This is a genomic window from Streptomyces sp. NBC_01571 (genome assembly GCF_026339875.1).
Lineage (GTDB): Bacteria > Actinomycetota > Actinomycetes > Streptomycetales > Streptomycetaceae > Streptomyces.
Genome location: NZ_JAPEPZ010000001.1, coordinates 6,019,405 through 6,042,289 on the forward strand (window position 1 = coordinate 6,019,405; position 22,885 = coordinate 6,042,289).

Here is a 22,885-nt window from a genome sequence, read left to right on the forward strand (position 1 = left end):
GGACCGCTAGGAGGACAGTCCCCACACCGCGTACGCCAGCGCGTCGGCGTTCCGGTTCAGCGCCGTGTCGTTGATGTTGGACGAGGTGTCGCAGGACGCGTGGTAGCAGCGGTCGAAGGCCTGCCCCGAGGTGCCGCCCCACTTCGCCGCCTGCGCCGCCGTCTTGATGTAGTCGGCGCCGCTGAAGAGACCGCCGACCGGGATGCCCACGTTCTTGAAGGGCGAGTGGTCCGAGCGGCCGTCGCCCTCGGTCTCCGGCTCCGTCGCGATGCCGAGGCCGGCGAAGTAGTCCTTGAAGGTCTTCTCGATGGTGGGATCGTCGTCGTAGACGAAGTAGCCGGGGTTCGGCGAGCCGATCATGTCGAAGTTCAGATAGTCGCTGATCTTCGCCCGGTTCGCCGAGGACAGGTTGTTCACGTAGTACTTGGAGCCGACCATGCCCAGCTCCTCCGCGCCCCACCAGGCGAACCGCAGATGCTTGGTGGGCTGGTACTGAGTTCTGGAGACGGCGAGCGCGGTCTCCAGGATCGCGGCCGATCCGGAGCCGTTGTCGTTGATGCCGGGACCCGCCGTCACGCTGTCGAGATGCGCGCCGGCCATGACGACGTGGCCCGTGTCGCCGCCGGGCCAGTCGGCGATCAGGTTGTAGCCGGTGCGGCCGGAGGACGTGAACTGCTGGAGGACCGTGGTGAATCCGGCCGCGTCCAGCTTCGCCTTCACATAGTCGACGGAAGCCTTGTAGCCGGTGCGGCCGTGCGCGCGGTTGCCGCCGTTGGCGGTGGCGATGGACTGGAGCTGGGCGAGGTGGCTCTTGACGTTGGCCACGGGGATGTCGGGAGCGGCGGCCGCGGCAGTGGGGGCTGCGGGGCTGAGGGCGGGCGCCGCGCCGGATATCGCACCGGTCGTGAGGAGCGTGACGGCCGTGATGATCGCGGCCGAGGTGACGCGCCCGGGAACGGAGAGCTTCATGTGGGGGGCTCCGAATTCCATGGGGATTCCAGGGGAATTCCACAGTGAATGGGGTGCCTGATGGTGAAGCTGGGGCTGACGTGACGTCAAGAGCGCGATCCGGCCGCGTCGGACGGCCCGTACGTCACTGCACGCAGAACTCGTTCCCCTCGGGGTCGGCCATCACCACCCACTCGCCGCCCGGCTCCTTGACGTGCCGCAGGACGCCCGCGCCCAGTTCCTGGAGGCGGGCCACCTCCTCCGCGCGGCGTCCGGGGCCCGCGTGCACGTCGAGGTGCAGCCGGTTCTTCGACGACTTGAGTTCCGGCACCCGCTGGAAGAGCAGCCGCCGGCCCTGCCCGATTCCGGTCTCCTCCTCGTACGGGTCGTCCGGGTGCCGTACGGCGATCAGGTCGCGCCAGGCGCGGCGGCCGTGGGACTCGACGGTGGCCTCCGGCGGGGCGGCGCCGAGGGTCAGGAGACGTTCGATCAGGGCGCTGTTGTCCTCGAGCTGGTAGCCGAGGGCTGCGGCCCAGAAGTCGGCCTGGGCGTGGGGGTCGGCTGCGTCGATGACGAGCTTCCAGTGGAGGGGTGGGGTGTGGGTCATGGAGCCACTCATAGTGGTTCCGTCCACGACGGGGCAACGCAACCGCCGGACCCGCCCCGACTTTTCTCCGCCCCCGCCGCCCCTACCCGACCCGTCCCTGGGTGCTCCCCCCAGACCCCCGCTTCGGCCTTAAGGGCCTTGTCCTCAAGCGCCGGACGGGCTGGAGATGCGGGCCCGCGCTGATGGGGCGCCCTCGAGGGCTGACGCCCGGGGTCATGCATGTCAGCCCGTCCGGCGTTTGAGGACGAGCCCTTCGGGCGAGCGGGGGTCCAGGGGGCGCAGCCCCTTGGCGGGGTCTGGGGCGGTGCCCCAGGGACAGGACGGGTCGGGTAGGGGCGGCGGGGGCGAGGAAACCCGACGGCAGGACTACGGCTTCGCGTCCGCAGAAGCCGCGTCGGCCGAGGCCGCACGGGGGCCGACGACACCGGCCTCGACGACACCGGCCCTCCCGCGGAGCGCAAGCGCCCCCCGCCGAGCCGTCCGCAACGCGTCGAACGTCAGCAGCGACAACGCGAGCCACACCAGGGCGAACCCGGCCCACCGCTCGGCCGGCATGGCCTCATGGAAGTACAGGATCCCGAGCAGGAACTGGAAGACGGGGGCCAGGTACTGGAGCAGCCCCAGCGTGGACAGCGGCACCCGGATGGCGGCCGCGCCGAAGCAGACCAGCGGCACCGCGGTCACCACCCCCGTCGCGGCGAGCAGCGTCGCATGCCCCGCCCCGTGCGCGGCGAAGGTCGCGTCCCCCTTCGCCCCGAGCCACAGCAGGTACCCGAGCGCGGGCAGGAACTGCACCGCGGTCTCCGCGGCGAGCGACTCGATGCCGCCGAGGTTGACCTTCTTCTTCACCAGCCCGTACGTGGCGAACGAGAAGGCGAGCGTGAGGGAGATCCACGGCGGACGCCCGTACCCGATGGTGAGGACGAGCACCGCGCCGAGGCCGACGCCGACGGCCGCCCACTGCGCCGGGCGCAGCCGCTCCTTGAGGAGCAGGACGCCCATGGCGATGGTGACGAGCGGATTGATGAAGTACCCGAGGGACGCCTCGACCACATGCCCGCTGTTCACGGACCATATGTAGACGCCCCAGTTGACCGTGATCACGGCCGCCGCGACGGTGATCAGCCCGAGCTTGCGCGGCTGCCGCAACAGCTCGCCGAGCCAGGCCCAGCGCCGCATCACGATCAGCGCGACACCGACCACGCCAAGGGACCACACCATCCGGTGGGCGAGGATCTCAAGGGCCCCGGCGGGTTCGAGCAGCGGCCAGAAAAGGGGGACGAGGCCCCACATCCCGTACGCCGCGAAGCCGTTCAGCAGCCCGATGCGCTGCTCGCTCCTGGCTGCCTTGGAACTTGTGGAGCCGGTTGCGCTCCTCGCCTGGTGCTGCACGGCCACCGGCCCTCTCTCTCGCACAGCTGCTCCCGTGCAGCCTCCAAGAAGGTAGCGCCGCACACCCCCGCCTGTCATGTCCGTATCGCCATACGGTCATGACAGGCGGGGGTGGCGGGGTGACGGGCCGGTGTCCGGGCGGGGTCAGCCCTTCAGGGCCGCCGCGATCGACTCGGCGATCGGCGTGGTGGGACGGCCGGTCAGGCGGGACAGGTCGCCGCCGGTCGCGGCGAGTTCGCCCTTCTCGATGGACGCGTCGACGCCGGCGATGATCGCGGCGAGGGGCTCGGGCAGGCCCGCCCCGGCCAGGATGCCGGTGAAGGCCTCGACGGAGACGGGGTGATAGGCGATCTCCTTGCCGGACTGCTTCGCGACCTCGGCGGCGTACTCGGCGAAGCCCCAGGCGGTGTCGCCGCTCAGCTCGTAGGTCTTGTTCTCGTGGCCCTCGCCCGTCAGCACGGCCACGGCGGCGGCCGCGTAGTCGGCGCGGGCGGCGGGAGCGATCCTGCCCTCCCCGGCGGCCTGGGTGACGGCGCCGTACTCGAGGACCGGGGCGAGGTTCTCGGTGTAGTTCTCGTTGTACCAGCCGTTGCGCAGCAGAGTGTAGGTGATGCCGGAGTCGGCGATGGCCTGCTCGGTGCCGCGGTGGTCGTCGGCGAGGGCGGCCGTCAGGCTGCCCGGGGCGCTGGTGTAGGCGAAGAGCGCGACCCCGGCGGCCTTGGCGGCGTCGAGGACGATTCGGTGCTGGTGCACGCGGCCCTTGTCGAACTCGTTGCCGGAGATCAGCAGCACCTTGTCGCCGGGGGAGAAGACGGTGTCGAAGGTCTCGGGCTCGTTGTAGTCCGCGACCGCGATCCGCACGCCGCGGGCCGCGAAGCCGGAGGCCTTCTCCGGGTCGCGGACGACGGCGGTGATCTGGTCGGCCGGAACCCTCTCCAGTAGTCCTTCGACGACGTGGCGGCCGAGGTGTCCGGTGGCTCCGGTGACGACGATGCTCATGGGTCAGCTCCTTGTGGGGTGGTCTGTCACTAACCCTAGGGGATGCGCTAACTCTGAGAAAGTACCCACTTTGAAGTAAGGTACGTACATGGCCGTAAGTACCCGAGCAGTCAGCAGGGCCACCGCCGGTGAGCCGGCGGTCGGCAAGTACGACACCGGCGAGGCGATGTGCCCGTACCGTCTCGTCCTGGAGCACGTCACCAGTCGCTGGGGTGTGCTCGTACTGATCGAGCTCCTCGACCGCCCCTACCGCTTCAGCGAGCTGCGCCGGGCGATCGGCCGGGTCAGCGAGAAGATGCTCACCCAGACCCTCCAGACTCTCGAGCGCGACGGTCTCGTCCACCGCGACGCGAAGCCAGTGATCCCGCCGCGCGTCGACTACTCGCTCACCGGACTCGGCCGCGAGGCCGCCGAGCAGGTGCGCGCGCTGGCGGGCTGGACCAAGGACCGGATGGACGACGTCGAGAAGGCCCGCCTCCGGTACGACGAGGCCCGGGCGTCAGGCACCCGGGCCTCCTGAACCGCCGGGTCCGGTCCGGTCAGCCGACGACCGTCCAGGTGTCCCCGCCGGCGAGCAGCGTGGCCAGGTCCCCCTTGCCGTTCAGCTCGATGGCCGCGTCCAGCTGGTCGGCCATCTGGGTGTCGTAGACCGGCCGGTCGACGGAGCGCAGGACACCGATCGGGGTGTGGTGCAGGGTGTCCGGATCGGCCAGCCGGGAGAGCGCGAAGGCGGTGGTCGGTGACGGGGCGTGGGCGTCGTGGACCAGGACCTGCGACTCGTTCTCCGGGGTGACGGCGACGACCTTCAGGTCGCCGGTCAGGGCGTCCCGTACGACGCCCTTGGCGCCGTCCGTGCCGAAGCGGATCCGCTGCCCGTGTTCGAGGCGGATGACCGCTTCCTCGGCCTGCTGCTTGTCCTTCAGCACCTCGAAGGCGCCGTCGTTGAAGATGTTGCAGTTCTGGTAGATCTCCACCAGTGCCGTGCCCGGGTGGGCGGCGGCCTGCCGCAGGACGTCGGTGAGGTGCTTGCGGTCGGAGTCCACGGTCCGGGCGACGAAGGAGGCCTCCGCGCCGATGGCCAGGGACACCGGGTTGAAGGGTGCGTCCAGCGAGCCCATCGGCGTCGACTTGGTGATCTTGCCGACCTCGGAGGTCGGCGAGTACTGGCCCTTGGTGAGGCCGTAGATCCGGTTGTTGAACAGCAGGATCTTCAGGTTCACGTTGCGGCGCAGCGCGTGGATGAGGTGGTTGCCGCCGATCGACAGCGCGTCGCCGTCCCCGGTCACCACCCATACGCTCAGGTCGCGGCGGGAGGAGGCGAGTCCCGTGGCGATGGCGGGCGCGCGGCCGTGGATGGAGTGCATGCCGTACGTGTTCATGTAGTACGGGAAGCGGGACGAGCAGCCGATGCCCGAGACGAAGACGATGTTCTCCTTGGCGAGGCCGAGTTCGGGCATGAAGCCCTGCACGGCGGCCAGGATCGCGTAGTCCCCGCAGCCGGGGCACCAGCGCACTTCCTGATCGGACTTGAAGTCCTTCATGGACTGCCTGGCCCCGGCCTTGGGCACCAGACCGAGCGCCTTGATGGTGTCCGCGCCTTCCGTGGTCGTCTCAGCCATCGATGGCCTCCTTGAGCACCTTGGCGAGCTGTTCGGCCTTGAACGGCATGCCGTTGACCTGGTTGTAGGAACGCGCGTCGACCAGGTATCGGGCCCGGACGAGGGTGGCGAGCTGGCCGAGGTTCATCTCGGGGATCACCACCTTGTCGTACCGTCCCAGCACCGTGCCGAGGTTGTGCGGGAAGGGGTTGAGGTGACGCAGGTGGGCCTGCGCGATGGACTCCCCGGCCGTCCGCAGCCGCCGTACCGCCGCGGTGATGGGGCCGTACGTCGAACCCCAGCCCAGCACCAGCGTGTCGGCCTCGTCCGAGGGGTCGTCGACCTCCATGTCCGGGACGTCGATGCCGTCGATCTTGGCCTGCCGGGTGCGCACCATGAAGTCGTGGTTGGCGGGATCGTAGGAGATGTTGCCCGTGCCGTCCTGCTTCTCGATGCCGCCGATGCGGTGTTCCAGGCCCGGCGTGCCCGGGACCGCCCAGGGGCGGGCCAGGGTCCTGGGGTCGCGCTTGTAGGGCCAGAAGACCTCGGTGCCGTCGTCCAGTGTGTGGTTCGGGCCCTGCGCGAACCGCACCCGCAGGTCCGGGAGTTCGTCGATGTCCGGGATGCGCCAGGGCTCCGAGCCGTTGGCCAGGTAGCCGTCCGACAGGAGCAGGACGGGGGTGCGGTAGGTGAGGGCGATGCGCGCCGCCTCCAGCGCGGCGTCGAAGCAGTCCGCGGGTGTGCGCGGCGCGACGACCGGGACGGGCGCCTCGCCGTTGCGGCCGTACATCGCCTGCAGCAGGTCGGCCTGCTCGGTCTTGGTCGGCAGCCCGGTGGAGGGGCCGCCGCGCTGGATGTCGATGACCAGCAGCGGCAGTTCGAGGGAGACGGCGAGCCCGATCGTCTCCGACTTCAGCGCCACCCCCGGCCCCGAGGTCGTCGTGACCGCCAGCGAGCCGCCGAAGGCGGCGCCCAACGCGGCGCCGATGCCCGCGATCTCGTCCTCGGCCTGGAAGGTGCGCACGCCGAAGTTCTTGTGCTTGCTGAGTTCGTGCAGGATGTCGGAGGCGGGCGTGATCGGGTACGAGCCGAGGTAGAGCGGCAGGTCCGCCTGCTCGGAGGCGGCGATCAGGCCGTACGACAGGGCCAGGTTCCCCGAGATGTTGCGGTACGTGCCGGTCGGGAAGGTGCGCTCGGCCGGGGCGACCTCGTACGAGACCGCGAAGTCCTCGGTCGTCTCGCCGAAGTTCCAGCCCGCCCGGAACGCGGCGAGGTTGGCCGCCGCGATCTCGGGCTTCTTCGCGAACTTGGCCCGCAGGAACTTCTCGGTGCCCTCGGTCGGCCGGTGGTACATCCAGGACAGCAGGCCCAGCGCGAACATGTTCTTGCTGCGCTCGGCCTCCTTGCGGGACAGCTCGAACTCCTTGAGCGCCTCGACCGTCATCGTCGTGAGAGGCACCGGGTGGACGCTGTAGCCGTCCAGGGAGCCGTCCTCCAGCGGGTTCGTCGCGTAACCGACCTTCGACATCGCCCGTTTGGTGAACTCGTCCGTGTTGACGATGATCTCCGCGCCGCGCGGCACATCGGCGATGTTCGCCTTCAGGGCGGCCGGGTTCATGGCGACGAGGACGTTCGGCGCGTCGCCCGGAGTGAGGATGTCGTGGTCCGCGAAATGCAGCTGGAACGAAGAAACGCCCGGCAGGGTGCCTGCGGGCGCTCGGATCTCGGCGGGGAAGTTCGGCAGTGTGGAGAGGTCGTTGCCGAAGGACGCGGTCTCGGAGGTGAAACGGTCGCCGGTGAGCTGCATTCCGTCGCCCGAGTCGCCCGCGAACCGGATGATCACCCGGTCGAGCCGGCGAACGTCCTTCGCCCCCGCCGGATTGCGCTGTTCTCCTACGACGGATTCGTCGGCCTGCTCCGCTGGGCTACTGACCTGGCTGGTCACTTAACTGGACCTCCTTCGAGGCGGCTGTCTGGGAGCGGCCTTCCCGAAGGCCTTCCCAGGACCAACCCTACGTCCGTAAGGGTCGCCTTCCCTCGGCGGTTCGCATGATGGACACCGTTTTGAGACGGTTCGACGCCCTGACTTGTCACGATTTGCTCGCCCCCCGATTCTTCTCCCGAAGATGCTCCCCGCTCACCCTCTGGTTCTCACGCCGGCCTTGCGTCGACCTCGTGCGAGCCTCGTACCGGTCTCCCGGCCACCGCTTTCCGTATACCTGACACAGTGTCAGCCATTCAGGAGTTGAGGTAGGTCAGAACCGCCAGAACACGCCGGTGATCCCCGTCGCTCGGGGACAGCCCCAGCTTCAGGAAGATGTTGCTGACGTGCTTCTCGACCGCTCCGTCGCTCACCACCAGCTGCCGCGCGATCGCCGAGTTGGTCCGGCCCTCGGCCATCAGCCCCAGCACCTCCCGCTCACGGGGCGTGAGCCCGGCCAGCACGTCCTGCTTGCGGCTGCGCCCCAGCAGCTGCGCGACCACCTCGGGGTCGAGCGCGGTACCCCCCTGGGCCACCCGCACCACCGCGTCCACGAACTCGCGCACCTCGGCGACCCGGTCCTTGAGCAGATAGCCGACACCACGACTGGAACCGGCCAGCAGTTCGGTGGCGTAGCGCTCCTCCACGTACTGCGACAGGACCAGCACCCCCAGTCCGGGGTGGTGCTTGCGCAGCTGCACGGCCGCCTTGACGCCCTCGTCGGTGTGCGTCGGCGGCATCCGTACGTCGGCCACCACCACGTCCGGCAGCGCGCCCTCGGCCGCCAGGTCGGTGATGGTCTTGATCAGTGCGTCGCCGTCACCGACACCGGCCACGACGTCGTGCCCACGGTCGGTCAGCAACCGGGTCAGGCCCTCCCTGAGCAGCACTGAATCCTCGGCGATGACCACCCGCACTCTGTCCTCCACGATGTTTCGGCCCCCCACAGCCCGTACCCGGCCGGCGCCGGTTGCGCCCGCTCGTACGACAGCCCTCAGCATTCCAGCATTCGGACCGCCGGGCGCCCGGGCAACGGGAATCGCCGGGACGGGTGAGCCGGGGGAGAGGAACCAGGGGGTGGCGCGAGGGGCGGCCATCGGGGATCACGGGCGGGGGTGTCGCGGGCGGGGGTCTGGTGTGGGCGTCTGCGGTGGGCATCTGGGGCGGGCGTCTGGGGGTGTGCGACGCCCGGCCTGTCGTGCGCGGCAGGCACCCGGTTCACCCTCGTGCGGCGCCGCCACGCGCCCGGTTCACTCTCCGTGCCACGCCGCCGGCTCCCGGTTCACTGTCCGTGCCCCCGCGCCACGCTCCCCGTCCACTCTCCGTGCCACGCCGCCACGCTCCGCGTCCGGCTCAGCCCCGCCAGGGCAGTTCCGCCGTGATCCGGGTGGGGCCGCCCGGGGCGGAGTCCACCACCAGAATCCCGTCCACCGCGTCCAGCCGCTCCGCGAGCCCCGCCAGACCCGAGCCCGCGGAGACGTCGGCGCCGCCCACACCGTCGTCGACGACCTGAAGCATCAGCCGGTTCTCGATGCGCCAGACGTCGACCGTGGCCCGCGTCGCCCGCGCGTGCTTGCTGATGTTCTGCAGCAGCTCGGAGACGGTGAAGTAGGCGATCCCCTCGATCGCCGGGGCGGGCCGGGCGGGAAGGTCCACGTCCACCGCCACCGGCACCGTGCAGCGCGAGGCCACCGAGGAGAGCGCCGCGTCGAGCCCACGGTCGGTGAGGACCGCCGGGTGGATGCCGCGGGCCAGGTCGCGCAGCTCCTGCAACGCCGTCTTCACCTCGCCGTGCGCCTCGTCCACCATGCGCGCCGCGGCGCGCGGGTCCTCGGTGAGCTTCTCCTTGGCCAGGCCGAGTCCCATGGCGAGGTTGACCAGCCGGGCCTGTGCCCCGTCGTGCAGATCGCGCTCGATGCGCCGCAGGTCCGCCGCGGCCGTGTCGACCACGACCCCCCGGTCCGACTCCAGCTCGACCACCCTGGTCGCCAGCCGCGACGGCCCGAGCAGCCCCGGCACCAGCAGCCGGTCCACCGTGGTCAGCGCCCTTACGATCCACGGCGTCGCCATGGTGATCAGCAGCCCCAGCAGCGCGGTCACGGTGATCTCGAAGGGGTTGTCCAGGTAGATGCTGTGGGTGCCGTCGCCGTAGAGCTGAAGGCCGCCCTGGCCGCCGTAGACCGGGAAGAGCCAGAACCACAGCGGATACGTCAGCATCGCCCAGCCGTACGCCCAGAAGGTCAGCGCCACCACGAACGAGAACACCGCCCAGGGGAACTGCACCACCGCGTACAGCAGATGCCGCCACGACGCGCCGTTCTTGAGGATCGCCCCCATCCACGCCATCGCCCCCTGCCCGCGCACGAGTACGGGCTCCGGCGAGGCCACCTCGACCCCGAGCAGCCCGCGCGCCCGCGCCCGCTCCAGCGCGCCGAACCCGCGGCAGCCTGCCAGGCCGCCGGCGAGCACCGGGACCCCCAGGAAGGTGATCAGCAGGCCGGCGCCCAGCGAGAACATCGTGACGGCGAACGTGAACATGGCGATGCCGAGCGGCAGGCCGAGCATCACGTAGCCGAACTCGCGCCAGCTGCGGGCCTCGATCGGCGCCCGCAGCGGTGCGGGGAGGCGGTGGCGCCGCTCCCCGGCAGCCGCCCCGTGGAATCCGGGCCCGCTCCCGTGCCCGTATCCCTGTCCGTACTCCGTGGCCATCGGCGTCGTCCGTTCTACTCGTCCTGCTCGTCGGCTCGTACCTCAACTCTGCTGGCCGCGGAGCGTGGGGAACATGGAGCGGGTCGGCCTCTTGGGGCGGGGGTTTTCCCTACCCCGGCCGTGGCCATCGGGTCGCCATGGCTGTCCGGTCGCCCTGGCCGGGTCGCCGTGGCTCTCGCGTCGCCCTGGTCATCGGGTCGCCACGGCCGTCGGGTCGCCATGGCCATCGCGTCGCCACGGTCATCGGATCACCGCGGCCGCCGGGTCCCCCGAGGTGCGGGGCCGCAAGGGCTGTGGGGCGCGGGGTGCGGGTCTCGTGGGTGCGCAGGGCACCGGAGTACCGGAGTACCGGAGCACCGGAGTACCGGATCACTGGCCCCGGGGTGCGGCGGCGCGGCGGTGCGCTCGGACCCGGCCCGGTGCGCCGGCGTGGCCGGGCCCGAGCCGGGTCCGTACGACACGTCCTACCGCGCCGGCTCGTCCTGCCGGTCCCGCCAGGGCAGTTCGGCCGTGATGGTGGTCGGGCCGCCGGGCGGCGAGTCGATGACGAACAGCCCGTCCACCGCGCCGAGCCGGTCCGCGAGCCCCGCCATCCCCGTACCGCCGTCGAGCCGGGCGCCGCCGCGCCCGTCGTCCTGGACCTGGATGAGCAGCCGCTGGTCCGTCCGCCACACGTCGACGGACGCGGACCTCGCCCCGCTGTGTTTGCTGATGTTCTGCAGCAGCTCGGAGACGGTGAAGTAGGCGATCCCCTCGATGGCCGCGGCCGGTCTCGACCGCAGGTCGGCGGTCACCTTCACCGGTACCGTGCAGCGCGTGGCGACCGAGGAGAGCGCGGCGTCGAGCCCGCGGTCGGTGAGGACCGCGGGGTGGATGCCGCGGGCCAGGTCGCGCAGCTCCTGCAGGGCCAGCTTCACCTCGCCGTGCGCCTCGTCGACCATGGCCGCGACGGTCTCGTCGGCCTGGCCCTCCAGGAGTTTCTCCTTGGCCAGGCCGAGTCCCATGGCGAGGTTGACCAGCCGGGCCTGTGCCCCGTCGTGCAGATCGCGCTCGATGCGCCGCAGGTCCGCCGCGGCCGTGTCGACCACGACCCCCCGGTCCGACTCCAGCTCGGCGATGCGCCGCTCCAGCTCGTCGGAGGGCGACAGCAGCCCGCGCACCATCGCCCGGTCCACGTTGGTCAGCCCCCGCGCGATGAACGGCAGCACCGGCCACAGCACGAAGAGCGACGTCAGCGTGACCGCGAACGTCAGCACACCCCACGGGAGTCTGATCAGGTCGTACAGCACCGTCCGCCAGCCCACCGGGTCCTTCAGGCTCGACCACAGCCAGGCGAAGAAGCCGGTCCTGCGCACCGGCAGCGGGCTCGGCTCGTCGATCCGCAGACCGAGCAGCGCCCGTGCCCGTGCCCGCTCCAGCTTGCCCAGCTGGCGTGCGCCCAGCAGGCCGCCCGCGAGCAACGGCAGTCCCACCACCGTCACCGCGAGCGCCGAGCCCGTGGACACCATCGTCACGACGTACACGAAGCCGAAGATCGAGACAGGCAGATTGGCGAGCAGGTGCGCGATCTCCTGCCAGGTCCGGCGGCCGAGGGCGAGACGGGGGGACGGCAGCCGGTCGCCGTCGGGCGCCTTGCCGGGCGTTCCGTCGGACGGGGCGTCGGGCGGCGTGTCGGGCGTCCCGGCAGTCGTCCCTGAGGGTGTCCCGCCCGGCGGGACGATCGCGGTGATGCGTTCGGTCATATTCGCTAGCCTGCCCGGCGGCGAGCCGCCGCGCCATGAGGTGAGCCGCCCCGATCCACTGGGGAAAGCCCTACCTTCGTGAGGTCCCGTGCTGTGCCGGGCGCCGGTCTGCGGTCAAATGGAAAGCGATCGCGAGAGACGGACGAGAATCGCGTGGCGCACGAGCCGGACGAGTCCAGCACTCGACCATGACGTGTCCACGATAGCCAGGGTGTGACGGCCTGCTTACCGTTTCTTTAGCAGGCCCTAGACTCCCGTCCGTACAGATCGTCGAACAGGGCGTATCGCAGCGTGCGCGATAGGCGCACGGCGTGCGCCACGAGGTCAGGGAGCGAGGGGCTGACGTGCCGGAACCGACCGTCGTCGCGGCGGGCTACTTCCAGTCCTACTCGGTCGTCGGACTGCTCGCCGTCGTGGGCGTGCTCTTCGTCGCCGTCGCCTTCGGGGCGGGCCGACTGCTGCGGCCGGTCGTCCCCACACCCGAGAAACTCCTGACGTACGAGTGCGGCGTCGACCCCGTGGGCGAGGGCTGGGCCCACACCCAGGTCCGCTACTACGTCTACGCGTTCCTCTACGTCATCTTCGCCGTCGACTCGATCTTCCTCTTCCCCTGGGCGACCGTCTTCGCCGCTCCCGGCTACGGCGCCGCGACGCTCGCGGAGATGTTCATCTTCCTCGGCTTCCTCGCCGTGGGGCTGCTGTACGCATACAAGAAGGGCGTCCTCACATGGACGTGACCCCCAAGACCTCGGGCCAGACCGCGGGCCAGACCTCGGGCCAGACCTCGGGCAAGCTCTCGGAGCAGCCGGTCCTGCTGCCGGAGCCGAAGCGGCTGGGTGTGCTCTCGCGCCTCGCCCCCGAGCCCATGAAGGTCGTCCTGAACTGGGGCCGCCGCTACTCGCTCTGGGTCTTCAACTTCGGCCTCGCCTGCTGTGCGATCGAGTTCATCGCCGCGTCGATGGCCCGGCACGACTTCATCCGGCTCGGTGTGATCCCGTTCGCGCCGGGCCCGCGCCAGGCCGACCTGATGGTGGTCTCCGGCACGGTCACGGACAAGATGGCCCCGGCCGTCAAGCGCCTCTACGAGCAGATGCCCGAGCCAAAGTACGTCATCTCCTTCGGCGCGTGCTCGAACTGCGGCGGCCCCTACTGGGACTCGTACTCCGTCACCAAGGGCGTCGACCAGATCATCCCCGTCGACGTCTACGTGCCCGGCTGCCCGCCCCGGCCCGAGGCGCTGCTCCAGGGCATTCTCAAGCTCCAGGAGAAGATCGCCCGGGAGTCGCTGGGGGAGCGCTACGGCTCTTCGCAGCGGCCGTCGGCGGCCGCGCTCCAGAGCGGGCTGGTGGCCCCGCCGGCCGCGACCGGCGGCGAGCCCCGGGCATCCGTGGAGACACCGGTTTCCGGCGGGGACGCGGTCTCCGGCGGGACCCCGGCTTCCGGGGAGGGTGACAAGTGACCGGCTGGCTCCCCGCACCCGTCGAGGAACTCTTCGGCCCGGAGGCCACGGCCGAGGAGTCGTACGAGGTCCTGACCGTCGACGTACCGCCCGCTTCCTGGATCGCGGCCCTCGACACGGCCCGGACCACCCTCGGCTGCAGCTATTTCGACTGGCTGAGCGCCGTCGACGAACCCGGTACGGGCTTCCGCGTCGCGGCTCACGTGGTGGCCCTGTCCCCGGTACGCCGCCTCCTCGTCCGTACGACCGTCCCGCACTCGGCACCCGTCCTGGCGTCGGCGGTCTCCGTGTACGCGGGCGCCGGCTGGCACGAGCGCGAGACCCACGAGATGTTCGGCGTGACCTTCGAGGGCCACCCCGGCCTCGACCCGCTCCTCCTTCCCGAGGGCTTCGAGGGCCACCCCCTCCGCAAGGACTTCGTCCTCGCCGCCCGTGTGGCCAAGGCCTGGCCCGGTGCCAAGGAGCCGGGGGAGTCCGACCACGGCGGTCCGAAGCGCCGCCAGATGCTTCCGCCCGGCGTCCCCGACCCCAACGACTGGGGTCCGCTGAAGGGTCAGCTCCCGCCGGCCCCCGCCCGTCCGGCCCGGGGCGGCGCCCGCGCCGCCGCCGGTGACCGCCCGGTGCGCCGCGCGCGTACGGCGGGAGACGGCTCCGCCAGCCAGGCGCCCACCGCCGGCGCGGGTGGCAGTGCGGCCGGTGCGGGTGCGGGTGCCGGTCCGGGTCCGGGCGTTGGTGCCGGCACGGGTGCCGCGGTGCCGCCCCGCCGTGCGCGCAGCGCGAGTCAGGGTTCCGCGAGCCAGAGCTCCACGGGTCCGGCTCCCGAGGGCCGAGGTTCCGCGGATGAGCAGACCGCGGTCCCGGACGCCGAGGGGCGGACGGCTCCGGCAGCGCCGGCCGGACCCCGCCGCGCGCGCAGTGCCGGCCAGGGATCGGCCTCCCAGCGGTCCGGGGAAACGGGGGAGACCCCGGCGGCGACGCCCGTGAGTGCCGACGGGCCGACGGCCCCCGCGGCGCCGTCGAGGCCCACCGCGCCCCGCGACTCGGACGCTCCGTGGCACCACGCCCGCCCCGCCTTCGACGAGCCGAAACCAGAACCGCAGCCGGGGACGCAGCCGCAGCCACGGTCGGAGCCGCCTTCCGAGGGCACGGCTGAGGGCACAACCGAGGGCACGGCTGAGGGCACGCCCGAGGAAGCGCTGAAGAGCCCGACCGAGCCGGCTGGGCAGACCGAGCCGGCTGGGCCGACCGAGGGCGCGCCTGAGGCCACGTCGAAGAGCACGACCGGGAGCACCCCGGAGTCCGAGGCGAAGCCCTCCGCCGAAGCGGAATCCGCCCCGGATCGCGCACCCGGTCCCGACCCCGCGCCCACACCTGACCCCGCACCCGAACCCACCCCCGGCGAACGGCAGCCCGACCCCGACGAGCCCTCTGGAGGCACGCAGTGAACGACGCCCTCGACGTCGCCCTGCGACTCGTCGTCGTCTTCGTCGTCTTCCTGACGTTCCCCCTGATCGTCGGTCAGACCGAGCACAAGGTGATGGCCCACATGCAGGGCCGCCTCGGCCCGATGTACGCGGGCGGCTTCCACGGCTGGGCCCAGCTCGTCGCCGATGGCGTGAAGTTCGCGCAGAAGGAGGACATCGTCCCGGCGGGCGCGGACCGCCGTATCTTCCAGCTCGCCCCTGCCGTGGCCCTCCTCCCGTACCTTCTCGTCCTGCTCGCCATTCCCATCGGTCCGGGCGAGGGCGCCGTCGGCGAGGTCGTCGACGCGGGCATCTTCTTCGTCCTCGCCGTGATGGGCGTCGGCGTCCTCGGCTCGCTCATGGCGGGCTGGGCCTCGGCCAACAAGTTCTCCCTCCTAGGCGGCCTGCGCACCGCCGCCCAACTGCTCGCGTACGAACTCCCGATGCTGCTGACCGCCGCCTCCGTCGCGATGGCGGCCGGCACGGTCTCCCTCCCCGGCATCGTCGACGCGTTCCAGTGGTGGTGGCTGCCGTGGCAGATCGTCGGCGCGATCGTGTTCTTCGTGGCGGGGCTCGCCGAACTCCAGCGTCCCCCCTTCGACATGCCGGTCGCCGACTCGGAGATCATCTTCGGCGCGTACACCGAGTACACGGGCCTGCGCTTCGCGCTCTTCCTCCTCGCCGAATACGCCGGAATCGTCGTCCTGTGCGGTCTGACCACCGTCCTCTTCCTGGGGGGCTGGCACGGCCCCTGGGGCGCGGACGGCCTCGGCTGGGTCTGGACCCTGCTGAAGACCGCGATCCTTGCCTTCGTCGTGATCTGGCTCCGCGTCACCTATCCCCGCCTGCGCGAGGACCAGCTCCAGAAACTCTCCTGGACCCTCCTCGTCCCCCTCTCCCTCGCCCAGATCGCCCTCACCGGCATCGTCAAGGTGGTGATCTCGTAACCATGGCCCCCCTCCCCGGCTCAGGCCTGGCCAAGGGCCTGGCCGTCACCCTCCGCACGATGACGAAGAAGACCGTCACCGCGCAGTACCCGGACGTCCAGCCCGAACTGCCGCCGCGCTCCCGCGGTGTCATCGGCCTCTTCGAGGAGAACTGCACGGTCTGCATGCTGTGCGCCCGCGAGTGCCCGGACTGGTGCATCTACATCGACTCCCACAAGGAGACGGTCCCGGCCGCGGCCCCCGGTGGACGCGAACGCAGCCGCAACGTCCTCGACCGCTTCGCCATCGACTTCTCCCTCTGCATGTACTGCGGTATCTGCATCGAGGTCTGTCCTTTCGACGCGCTGTTCTGGTCACCGGAGTTCGAGTACGCGGAGACAGACATCCACGAACTCACCCACGAGCGCGACAAGCTGCGCGAGTGGATGTGGACGGTTCCGGCCCCGCCCGCCCTCGACGCCGGCGCCGAGGAGCCGAAGGAACTGGTCGCCGCCCGCAAGAGCGCCGACAAGCTCGCGGCCGAGGCCGAGAAACTCGCGGCCCAGGCAGCCGAGGCCGCCGAGGCCGAGAAACTCGCAGCCGAAGCGACTGAAGCGACTGAAGCGACTGAAGCGACTGAAGCGACCGAAGCGACCGAAGTGGCCAAGGCGACCGAAGTGGCCGAGACGGCTTCGGCGGAGACGGCCACCCCGCCCACGCCGTCCGCCGAGTCCGCCGAACAGGCAGCCGGGACCGAGCCCCGCACCGGCCCCCCGGCCTCGGACCCGTCCAGGCCCGCCGCACCACAGGACGGTGACGCGTGAGCCTCGCAGCAGCCACGGTCCTCGCGACGCACGCCACGACCACCGCCGCCGGGAGCCACGGCTTCCTCTCGCCGACCGGTGTCGAGATCGCCTTCCTCCTCGTCGGCCTGGTCACCTTCGGCGCCGCGATCGTCACCGTCACCACCAAGCAGCTGGTGCACGCCGCCCTGTGGCTGGTGGTGACGCTCGGCGGTCTCGCCGTCGAATACCTCCTGCTCACGGCCGAGTTCATCGCCTGGGTGCAGGTCCTCATCTACGTCGGTTCCGTCGTCGTCCTCCTCCTGTTCGGCCTCATGCTCACCAGGGCCCCGATCGGCCGTTCCCCGGACGCCGACTCCGGGAACCGCTGGGCCGCCCTTACCGTGGCAGTCGCCGCGGCCGCCGCCCTGGTCTGGGTCGTCGTCGACGCCTTCCGCACCACCTTTGTCGACCTGGCGGGTCCCGCCGCCGGCTCCACCGAGGTGACCGGAGCGAGCCTCTTCCAGAACTGGGTGCTCCCCTTCGAAGCGCTGTCCGTCCTCCTCCTCGCCGCCCTGGTGGGGGCGATCGTCCTCTCCCGCAAGGCGAAGTCCGCGGAGAAGGAAGAGGCCCGCTGATGCACCTCGCCTATCCCGCCGTGCTCGCCGCCCTCCTCTTCTGCACGGGTCTGTACGGAGTCCTCGCGCGCCGAAACGCGATCCTGGTCCTGATGTCCGTCGAGCTGATGCTCAACGCCGTCAACCTCAACCTCGTCGCCTTCGACGTCTGGCTCTCCAAGGCCGCCCGTGACACGCTCCACTCCGGCCAGGCCCTGACCCTGTTCACCATCGCCATCGCCGCCGCCGAGATCGGCATCGGCCTGGCGATCGTCCTTGCCGTCCACCGCAACCGCGGCACCTCGGACATCGACAGACTCCGCGACACCGCCGAGGGCCCCGAGACGGGCGGCCCCGACGACGGCGGCCCCGACCGTCACGGCCCGGACAGTGCCGGCCCCGACGACGGCGGCCCAGAAGGAGCCCCCGTCCCGGCAGACGAGAAGGCTGAGGCCGCCGCGTGACCACGACCACCCTCGCCGTCCTCGTCCCCCTCCTGCCGTTCCTCGGCGCCGTGACCGGACTCCTCCTCGGCCGCACGGCCCCCGGCTTCGTCCGCCCCCTCGCCGTACTCCCACCCCTCGCCTCACTCGTCATCGCCGTCCTCGTCGCCGTGCGCCAGGGCGGTGACCAGGCCGTCAGCGCCGCCACCGAACTGACGCCCACCGGCTCGGTGCCGATCGAACTCGCCCTGTACATCGACGGCTTCGCCGCCCTCGTCGCCGTACTCGTCGGCGTCGTCGCCACCTGCGTGCAGATCTACTCGACGGGCTATCTGCGCGACGACCCCCGCTACCCCTCCTACGCCGCTCTCGTCTCCCTCTTCACCTCCGCGATGCTCCTCGTCGTGTACTCGGGCGACCTGATCGTGCTGCTGGTCGGCTGGGAAGTCATGGGCATCTGCTCGTACTTCCTGGTCGGGCACTACTGGGAAACCCCCGAGGCCCGCGCCGCCTCCCTCAAGGCCTTCCTGGTCACCAAACTCGGCGACGTCCCCTTCCTCATCGGCCTGTTCGCCCTGGCCACCGACGCCGGGTCCTTCCGCATCACCACGGTCCTCGGCACCGTCGCGAGCGGCGGACTGCACCATCCGACGCTGATCGCCCTGCTGCTCCTCGCCGGTGTCGCGGGCAAGTCCGCGCAGTTCCCGCTGCACACCTGGCTGCCCGATGCCATGGCGGGCCCGACACCCGTCTCCGCGCTGATCCACGCCGCGACGATGGTCGCCGCCGGTGTCTACTTCGTCGCCCGGCTCCTCCCCGTCTTCCAGGCCTCAGCGGCCGCGATGACCGTCCTCGCCGTCATGGCCGCCGTCACGATGGCCGGCTCGGCACTCGCCGCACTCGCCCAGGACGACATCAAGCGTGTCCTCGCGTACTCCACCATCGGCCAGCTCGGCTACATGACCGGAGCCCTCGCCGTCGGCGACCGCGGTGCCGCCGTCTTCCACCTCCTCGCGCACGGCGCCTTCAAGGCGCTGCTGTTCCTCGCCGCCGGCGTGATCATCCACGCCTCCGGCACCAACTCACTGGCCGTCATGTCCCGGATGAAGGACCTGCGCACCCGCGTCCCGGACGCCTACTGGACGATGACGGTGGCGCTCCTCGCACTCGCCGCGATCCCTCCGTTCAGCGGCTTCTTCTCCAAGGAAGCCGTCCTCGGTGCCGCCGAGCACGTCGCCACCGGCCACACCGAGCACGCACCCGGCGCCGCGGGCTGGATCGTCCTCGTCGCCGGTCTGATCACGGCCGTGCTCACCGCGGCGTACGCCACCCGACTGTGGCTGCTGGCCTTCCGCGGCCGGGGCGCCGAGGCCCCCGACCACGGCAGGCAGCCCGTCACCATGACCGCCGTCCTGTGGGTGCTCGCCGTCCCGTCGCTCGCCTTCGGCCTGCTGTACGGGCCGCTGCCCGACTGGTTCGACGGCCGCGACCTGACACCGGTACTCACCACCTCCGTCCTCGGCACGGGGCTCGCCCTGGTCGGCGGACTGGTCACCTACGGCGCCTGGCGGCAGACCACCGTGCTCGCGGCCCGCGTCCCGCTGGGCGCGGTCGCGGCCCACCCCGAATCCGACCCCGGACAGGTCGAGGCCGAGGCGATCGCCAGCCACGAGCCCGTCTTCGGAGACGTGGCCTACGCATCCGACCCCGCGGACCCGGGCCGACTGCTGCTCGGCCCGCTGCACCGGCACGCGGCCGTCGGCTTCCACCTCGACGCCGTGTACACCGTGCTCTTCGTCCGCCCGGTCCAGGCCGGAGCCTCGCTCGTCCGGTTCCTCGACCGCGAGGTCGTCGACACCTACGTACGCGCCGCGGGCGCTCTACCCCGCTGGCTCGGCGCCGCCGTACGGCGCGCGCAGACCGGCAATGTGCAGACCTATGTGAGCGCGCTGCTCGCCGGCACCGTCGTCCTGGTGGTCGCCGCCCTCCTCGTCGCCACGGGAGCGTGAGCTGGCGTGATCGATATCAGTGAATCCGTGATGCAGATCCTTCTGGCGTTCATCGTCGTCGGACCGCTCATCGGCGCCGTCGCCGCTCTGCTGCCGGCCCCGCCAGGACTGAAGGGGAAGTCGCCCGGACAGGCCGTGCTGCGGCACGGTGTGATCGTCACCGGCGCGGTACTCATCGCGGCGATCGTCCTCGCGCTCGGCTTCGACCACGACCACCCGTCGAAGATGCAGGCCACGACGGACATCAGCTGGATCCCCGCACTCGACGTGCGGATCCACCTCGGCACCGACGGCATTTCCCTCCCCCTTCTGGTCCTGACCGCGCTGCTGACCTTCCTCTGCGCGCTGTACAGCTACTTCAAGATGCCCGCGGGCCCGACCCCGAAGGCCTTCGTCGCACTCGTCCTCGTGCTCGAGTCCGGCACCCTCGCGACCTTCGCCGTCCTCGATCTGCTGCTGTTCTTCCTCGCGTTCGAGATGGTGCTCATCCCGATGTACTTCCTCATCGCCCGCTGGGGCTGTGCGCAGCGGCAGGCAGCCGCCTGGAAGTTCATCCTCTTCACCCTGCTCGGTTCGGTCGTGATGCTGCTGGGCCTGCTCCTGATCGGAATCAAGGCGGGCACGTTCGACATGGTGGCACTCGCCACTGACAACGGCCGGTCGCTGACCACATCCGTGCAGGTCATCGCCGTTCTGGCGATCGGCATCGGGCTTGCGGTCAAGACGCCGATGTGGCCGCTGCACAGCTGGCTGCCGGACGCGCACACCGCCGCGCCCACCGTCGGCTCGGTGCTGCTGGCCGGCGTGCTGTTGAAGATGGGTACGTACGGTTTCGTCCGGATCCTGCTGCCGGTCGCGCCGGACGGCCTGCACACCTTCGCCCCCTACCTCGCCGCGTTCGCCGTGGTCGGGATCATCTACGGGTCGCTGGCCTGTCTGGCCCTCGTCAAACAGGGTGCGAAGGGCGATCTCAAGCGGCTCATCGCCTACTCGTCCGTCGGCCACATGGGCTTCGTCCTGCTCGGCATCGCCACGATGACCCCGACCGGCGTCAACGGCGCGCTGTTCGCCAACATCGCCCACGGCCTCATCACCGGCCTGCTCTTCTTCCTCGTCGGGGCGCTGAAGGACCGCACGGGCACGACCGACCTCGACACCCTCGCCGAGGAGACCGGAGCCGCGCTGTACGGCAAGGCCCCGCGTCTCGGCGGCCTGCTCGCCTTCGGCGCCGTCGCCTCGCTCGGACTGCCGGGCCTCGCCGGGTTCTGGGGCGAGATGCTGGCGCTCTTCGGCGCGTTCAAGCCCGCCGACGACCTCAGCCGCCCGGCGTTCCTGACCTTCATGGCCATCGCCGCCTTCGGCACCCTTCTCACCGCCGCGTACATGCTCCTCGTCGTACGCCGGGTGTGCATGGGCGCGACCCCGCGGCCGGAGGCACCGAAGCTCGCCGACGTCCACAGCTACGAGTTCGCGGCCTGGACGCCGCTCGTCGTCCTCACCGTCGTCGCCGGCCTGTGGCCCAAGGCCCTCCTCGGGCTGACCGACCCGGCCGTACAGCAGCTCCTCGCAGGAGGCACCCGATGAGCTCCATGGTCCAGTCCGTCGACTGGCTCGCGATCGCGCCGCCCACCATCACCGCGGCCGTCGGACTCGTCGTGCTCGTCGCCGACCTCTTCGTGGGCGACGGCAGGAAGGCCCTCCTCGGCTGGGTCTCGGTCGCCGGACTCGCCGCGTCCGCGCTCATGCTGCTGCCCCTCCTGGACGGCGACCGCGCCACCTTCTGCCTGACGGGTGACACCCAGCTCTGCAGCTACACGGCGGACCGCTTCACGCTCGTCATCCAGCTCCTCGTCCTCGGCGGAGCGCTCCTTGCCGCCCTGCTGTCGGTCACCGCCCTGAAGGACGCCGACAAAGGACTGCCCGAAGGGGAGTACTGGTTCCTGCTGCTCTCCTCGGCCGCGGGAGCCGCCCTGCTGCCCGCCTCGCGCGACCTGGCGACCCTCATCGTCGCCCTGGAAGTCGCCTCACTGCCCGCCTTCGCACTCGTCGGCATCAAACACGGCGACAAGAAGTCCTCCGAAGCGGCCCTGAAGTTCTTCCTGTCCTCGGTCACCGCCACCGCCGTGAGCCTCATGGGCGTCAGCTTCGTCTACGCCACGACCGGCTCCCTCTACCTCACCCGGATCGCGGACAGGATCCAGCACGTCGACGGACAGTTCCACACGCTCGCCCAGGCCGGCGTCGTCCTCACCCTCGTCGGCTTCGCCTTCAAGACGGCCGCCGTGCCCTTCCACTTCTGGGTGCCCGACACCTACGTGGGGGCACCCCTGCCGATCGCCGCCTACCTGTCGGTCGTCGGCAAGGCGGTCGGCTTCTCCGGGCTGATCCTCGTCACCGTCGTCGCCTTCCCGTCCTACGCGGACGTCTGGGGCCCGGCGCTCGCCGCGCTGGCCGCCCTCACCATGACCGTCGGCAACGTCGGCGCCCTGCGACAGCAAGCCACGCGCGCGTACAGCGCGGTACGGCTGCTCGCCTGGTCCTCCGTCGGCCAGGCCGGCTACCTCCTGGTGCCGATCGCGTCCGCCGCCTACTCCAAGGACGCCGAGAAGGCCATCGGCTCCACCGTCGCGTACGCCCTGATGTACGCGGCCGTGAACCTCGGCGCCTTCGCGGTGGCCGCCCTCGTCGCCCGCACAAGCACTCTGAACCGCATCAGCGACTACCGCGGGCTGTACGCGAAGAGTCCCCTCTCGGCCCTCCTCCTCGGCTTCTTCCTGCTCTGCCTGGCAGGACTGCCGCCGGGCATCATCGGGCTCTTCGCGAAGGTCACCGTCTTCTCGGCGGCCGTCGACGCGGGACTCGGCTGGCTCGCCGTGGTCATGGCCGTCAACGTCGTGATCGCGCTCTTCTACTACCTCCAGTGGACGACCCTGCTCTTCCGCTCCCCCGAGGGCGAGGCCGAGAGGCACCCGGTACCGGCCCCGCTGACCGCGGCGATCGCCCTGACGGCGGTCCTGGGCATCGCCCTCTCCGGGGCGCCCCAGCTGGTCCTGCGCTTCTCGGCGACCGGCCTGTTCTGACGCCCGCGGGGCACCCGCGCGTGCCATCCGTGGGCCTCCCGCGCGCGTGGGTGACGTCGACGGTCACCCGGACGGCCGACACGCGCCGCGGTGCGCACAAGGGAACTAGTGCTCCCCGCCTGGCGTTGAC

General features: G+C 71.0%; 20 protein-coding genes. 11 read left to right on the plus strand and 9 right to left on the minus strand.

The annotated features are described in order from the left end of the window. Positions 1-6 precede the first annotated feature (6 nt). The 4 genes from OHB41_RS27200 to OHB41_RS27215 form a co-directional block, all read right to left on the minus strand. Positions 7-969, minus strand: coding sequence for a M28 family metallopeptidase (locus tag OHB41_RS27200; RefSeq protein ID WP_266706169.1), 963 nt, complete (start codon positions 967-969; stop codon positions 7-9). 124 nt (positions 970-1,093) lie between these two features. Further along, the gene (locus OHB41_RS27205) at positions 1,094-1,555 is read right to left on the minus strand and encodes a VOC family protein (RefSeq protein WP_266700773.1); all 462 of its coding nucleotides are present in this window, start codon (positions 1,553-1,555) and stop codon (positions 1,094-1,096) included. 366 nt (positions 1,556-1,921) lie between these two features. Continuing rightward, positions 1,922-2,848 (minus strand): EamA family transporter RarD, encoded by a 927-nt coding sequence (gene rarD / locus OHB41_RS27210; protein ID WP_526025063.1) that lies wholly within the window; start codon positions 2,846-2,848, stop codon positions 1,922-1,924. A 243-nt stretch (positions 2,849-3,091) separates the two neighbouring features. Further along, positions 3,092-3,946, minus strand: coding sequence for an SDR family oxidoreductase (locus OHB41_RS27215; protein WP_266700774.1), 855 nt, complete (start codon positions 3,944-3,946; stop codon positions 3,092-3,094). Between the two features lie 88 nt (positions 3,947-4,034). On the opposite strand from OHB41_RS27215, the gene OHB41_RS27220 reads away from it, so the two are divergent. Next, entirely contained in the window at positions 4,035-4,466 is a 432-nt protein-coding gene (locus OHB41_RS27220; RefSeq protein WP_526024968.1) for a winged helix-turn-helix transcriptional regulator, read from the plus strand. Positions 4,467-4,485: 19 nt separating this feature from the next. Here the strand turns inward: OHB41_RS27220 and OHB41_RS27225 are convergent, their stop codons facing one another. The 5 genes from OHB41_RS27225 to abrC1 form a co-directional block, all read right to left on the minus strand. Beyond that, the gene (locus OHB41_RS27225) at positions 4,486-5,565 is read right to left on the minus strand and encodes a 2-oxoacid:ferredoxin oxidoreductase subunit beta (protein WP_266700775.1); all 1,080 of its coding nucleotides are present in this window, start codon (positions 5,563-5,565) and stop codon (positions 4,486-4,488) included. After that, positions 5,558-7,489, minus strand: coding sequence for a 2-oxoacid:acceptor oxidoreductase subunit alpha (locus OHB41_RS27230; RefSeq protein WP_266700776.1), 1,932 nt, complete (start codon positions 7,487-7,489; stop codon positions 5,558-5,560). Before OHB41_RS27230 ends, OHB41_RS27225 begins: the two co-directional genes overlap by 8 nt. Before the next feature lie 293 nt (positions 7,490-7,782). Beyond that, entirely contained in the window at positions 7,783-8,442 is a 660-nt protein-coding gene (gene abrC3 / locus OHB41_RS27235) for a response regulator AbrC3 (RefSeq protein WP_322747029.1), read from the minus strand. A 436-nt stretch (positions 8,443-8,878) separates the two neighbouring features. Further along, entirely contained in the window at positions 8,879-10,234 is a 1,356-nt protein-coding gene (gene abrC2 / locus OHB41_RS27240; protein WP_266700777.1) for a sensor histidine kinase AbrC2, read from the minus strand. 464 nt (positions 10,235-10,698) lie between these two features. Further along, the gene (abrC1, locus tag OHB41_RS27245) at positions 10,699-11,847 is read right to left on the minus strand and encodes a sensor histidine kinase AbrC1 (RefSeq protein WP_526025064.1); all 1,149 of its coding nucleotides are present in this window, start codon (positions 11,845-11,847) and stop codon (positions 10,699-10,701) included. A 440-nt stretch (positions 11,848-12,287) separates the two neighbouring features. On the opposite strand from abrC1, the gene OHB41_RS27250 reads away from it, so the two are divergent. The 10 genes from OHB41_RS27250 to OHB41_RS27295 are packed head-to-tail and all read left to right on the plus strand — an operon-like array spanning position 12,288 to position 22,755. Next, a complete protein-coding gene (locus tag OHB41_RS27250; protein WP_168529573.1) occupies positions 12,288-12,713 on the plus strand; it encodes an NADH-quinone oxidoreductase subunit A in 426 nt (141 codons plus the stop codon). After that, entirely contained in the window at positions 12,704-13,435 is a 732-nt protein-coding gene (locus tag OHB41_RS27255; RefSeq protein ID WP_266700779.1) for an NADH-quinone oxidoreductase subunit B, read from the plus strand. The genes OHB41_RS27250 and OHB41_RS27255 overlap by 10 nt, the downstream gene beginning before the upstream one ends. Next, the gene (locus OHB41_RS27260) at positions 13,432-14,880 is read left to right on the plus strand and encodes an NADH-quinone oxidoreductase subunit C (RefSeq protein ID WP_266700780.1); all 1,449 of its coding nucleotides are present in this window, start codon (positions 13,432-13,434) and stop codon (positions 14,878-14,880) included. The genes OHB41_RS27255 and OHB41_RS27260 overlap by 4 nt, the downstream gene beginning before the upstream one ends. Continuing rightward, positions 14,877-15,845 carry a complex I subunit 1/NuoH family protein gene (locus OHB41_RS27265; protein ID WP_153289159.1) on the plus strand — a complete coding sequence of 323 codons (969 nt, stop codon included), beginning with the start codon at positions 14,877-14,879 and terminating at the stop codon, positions 15,843-15,845. The genes OHB41_RS27260 and OHB41_RS27265 overlap by 4 nt, the downstream gene beginning before the upstream one ends. A 2-nt stretch (positions 15,846-15,847) precedes the next feature. Next, positions 15,848-16,648, plus strand: coding sequence for a NuoI/complex I 23 kDa subunit family protein (locus OHB41_RS27270; protein ID WP_266700781.1), 801 nt, complete (start codon positions 15,848-15,850; stop codon positions 16,646-16,648). Beyond that, the gene (locus OHB41_RS27275; protein ID WP_266700782.1) at positions 16,645-17,244 is read left to right on the plus strand and encodes an NADH-quinone oxidoreductase subunit J family protein; all 600 of its coding nucleotides are present in this window, start codon (positions 16,645-16,647) and stop codon (positions 17,242-17,244) included. The genes OHB41_RS27270 and OHB41_RS27275 overlap by 4 nt, the downstream gene beginning before the upstream one ends. Beyond that, a complete protein-coding gene (gene nuoK / locus OHB41_RS27280; protein ID WP_266700783.1) occupies positions 17,244-17,687 on the plus strand; it encodes an NADH-quinone oxidoreductase subunit NuoK in 444 nt (147 codons plus the stop codon). The genes OHB41_RS27275 and nuoK overlap by 1 nt, the downstream gene beginning before the upstream one ends. Next, complete coding sequence (locus OHB41_RS27285; RefSeq protein WP_266700784.1) at positions 17,684-19,675, plus strand: NADH-quinone oxidoreductase subunit 5 family protein; 1,992 nt, start codon at positions 17,684-17,686, stop codon at positions 19,673-19,675. The genes nuoK and OHB41_RS27285 overlap by 4 nt, the downstream gene beginning before the upstream one ends. A gap of 6 nt (positions 19,676-19,681) precedes the next feature. Beyond that, the gene (locus tag OHB41_RS27290) at positions 19,682-21,259 is read left to right on the plus strand and encodes an NADH-quinone oxidoreductase subunit M (RefSeq protein WP_266700785.1); all 1,578 of its coding nucleotides are present in this window, start codon (positions 19,682-19,684) and stop codon (positions 21,257-21,259) included. After that, entirely contained in the window at positions 21,256-22,755 is a 1,500-nt protein-coding gene (locus OHB41_RS27295; RefSeq protein WP_266700786.1) for an NADH-quinone oxidoreductase subunit N, read from the plus strand. Before OHB41_RS27290 ends, OHB41_RS27295 begins: the two co-directional genes overlap by 4 nt. The last annotated feature ends 130 nt before the right edge of the window (positions 22,756-22,885 follow it).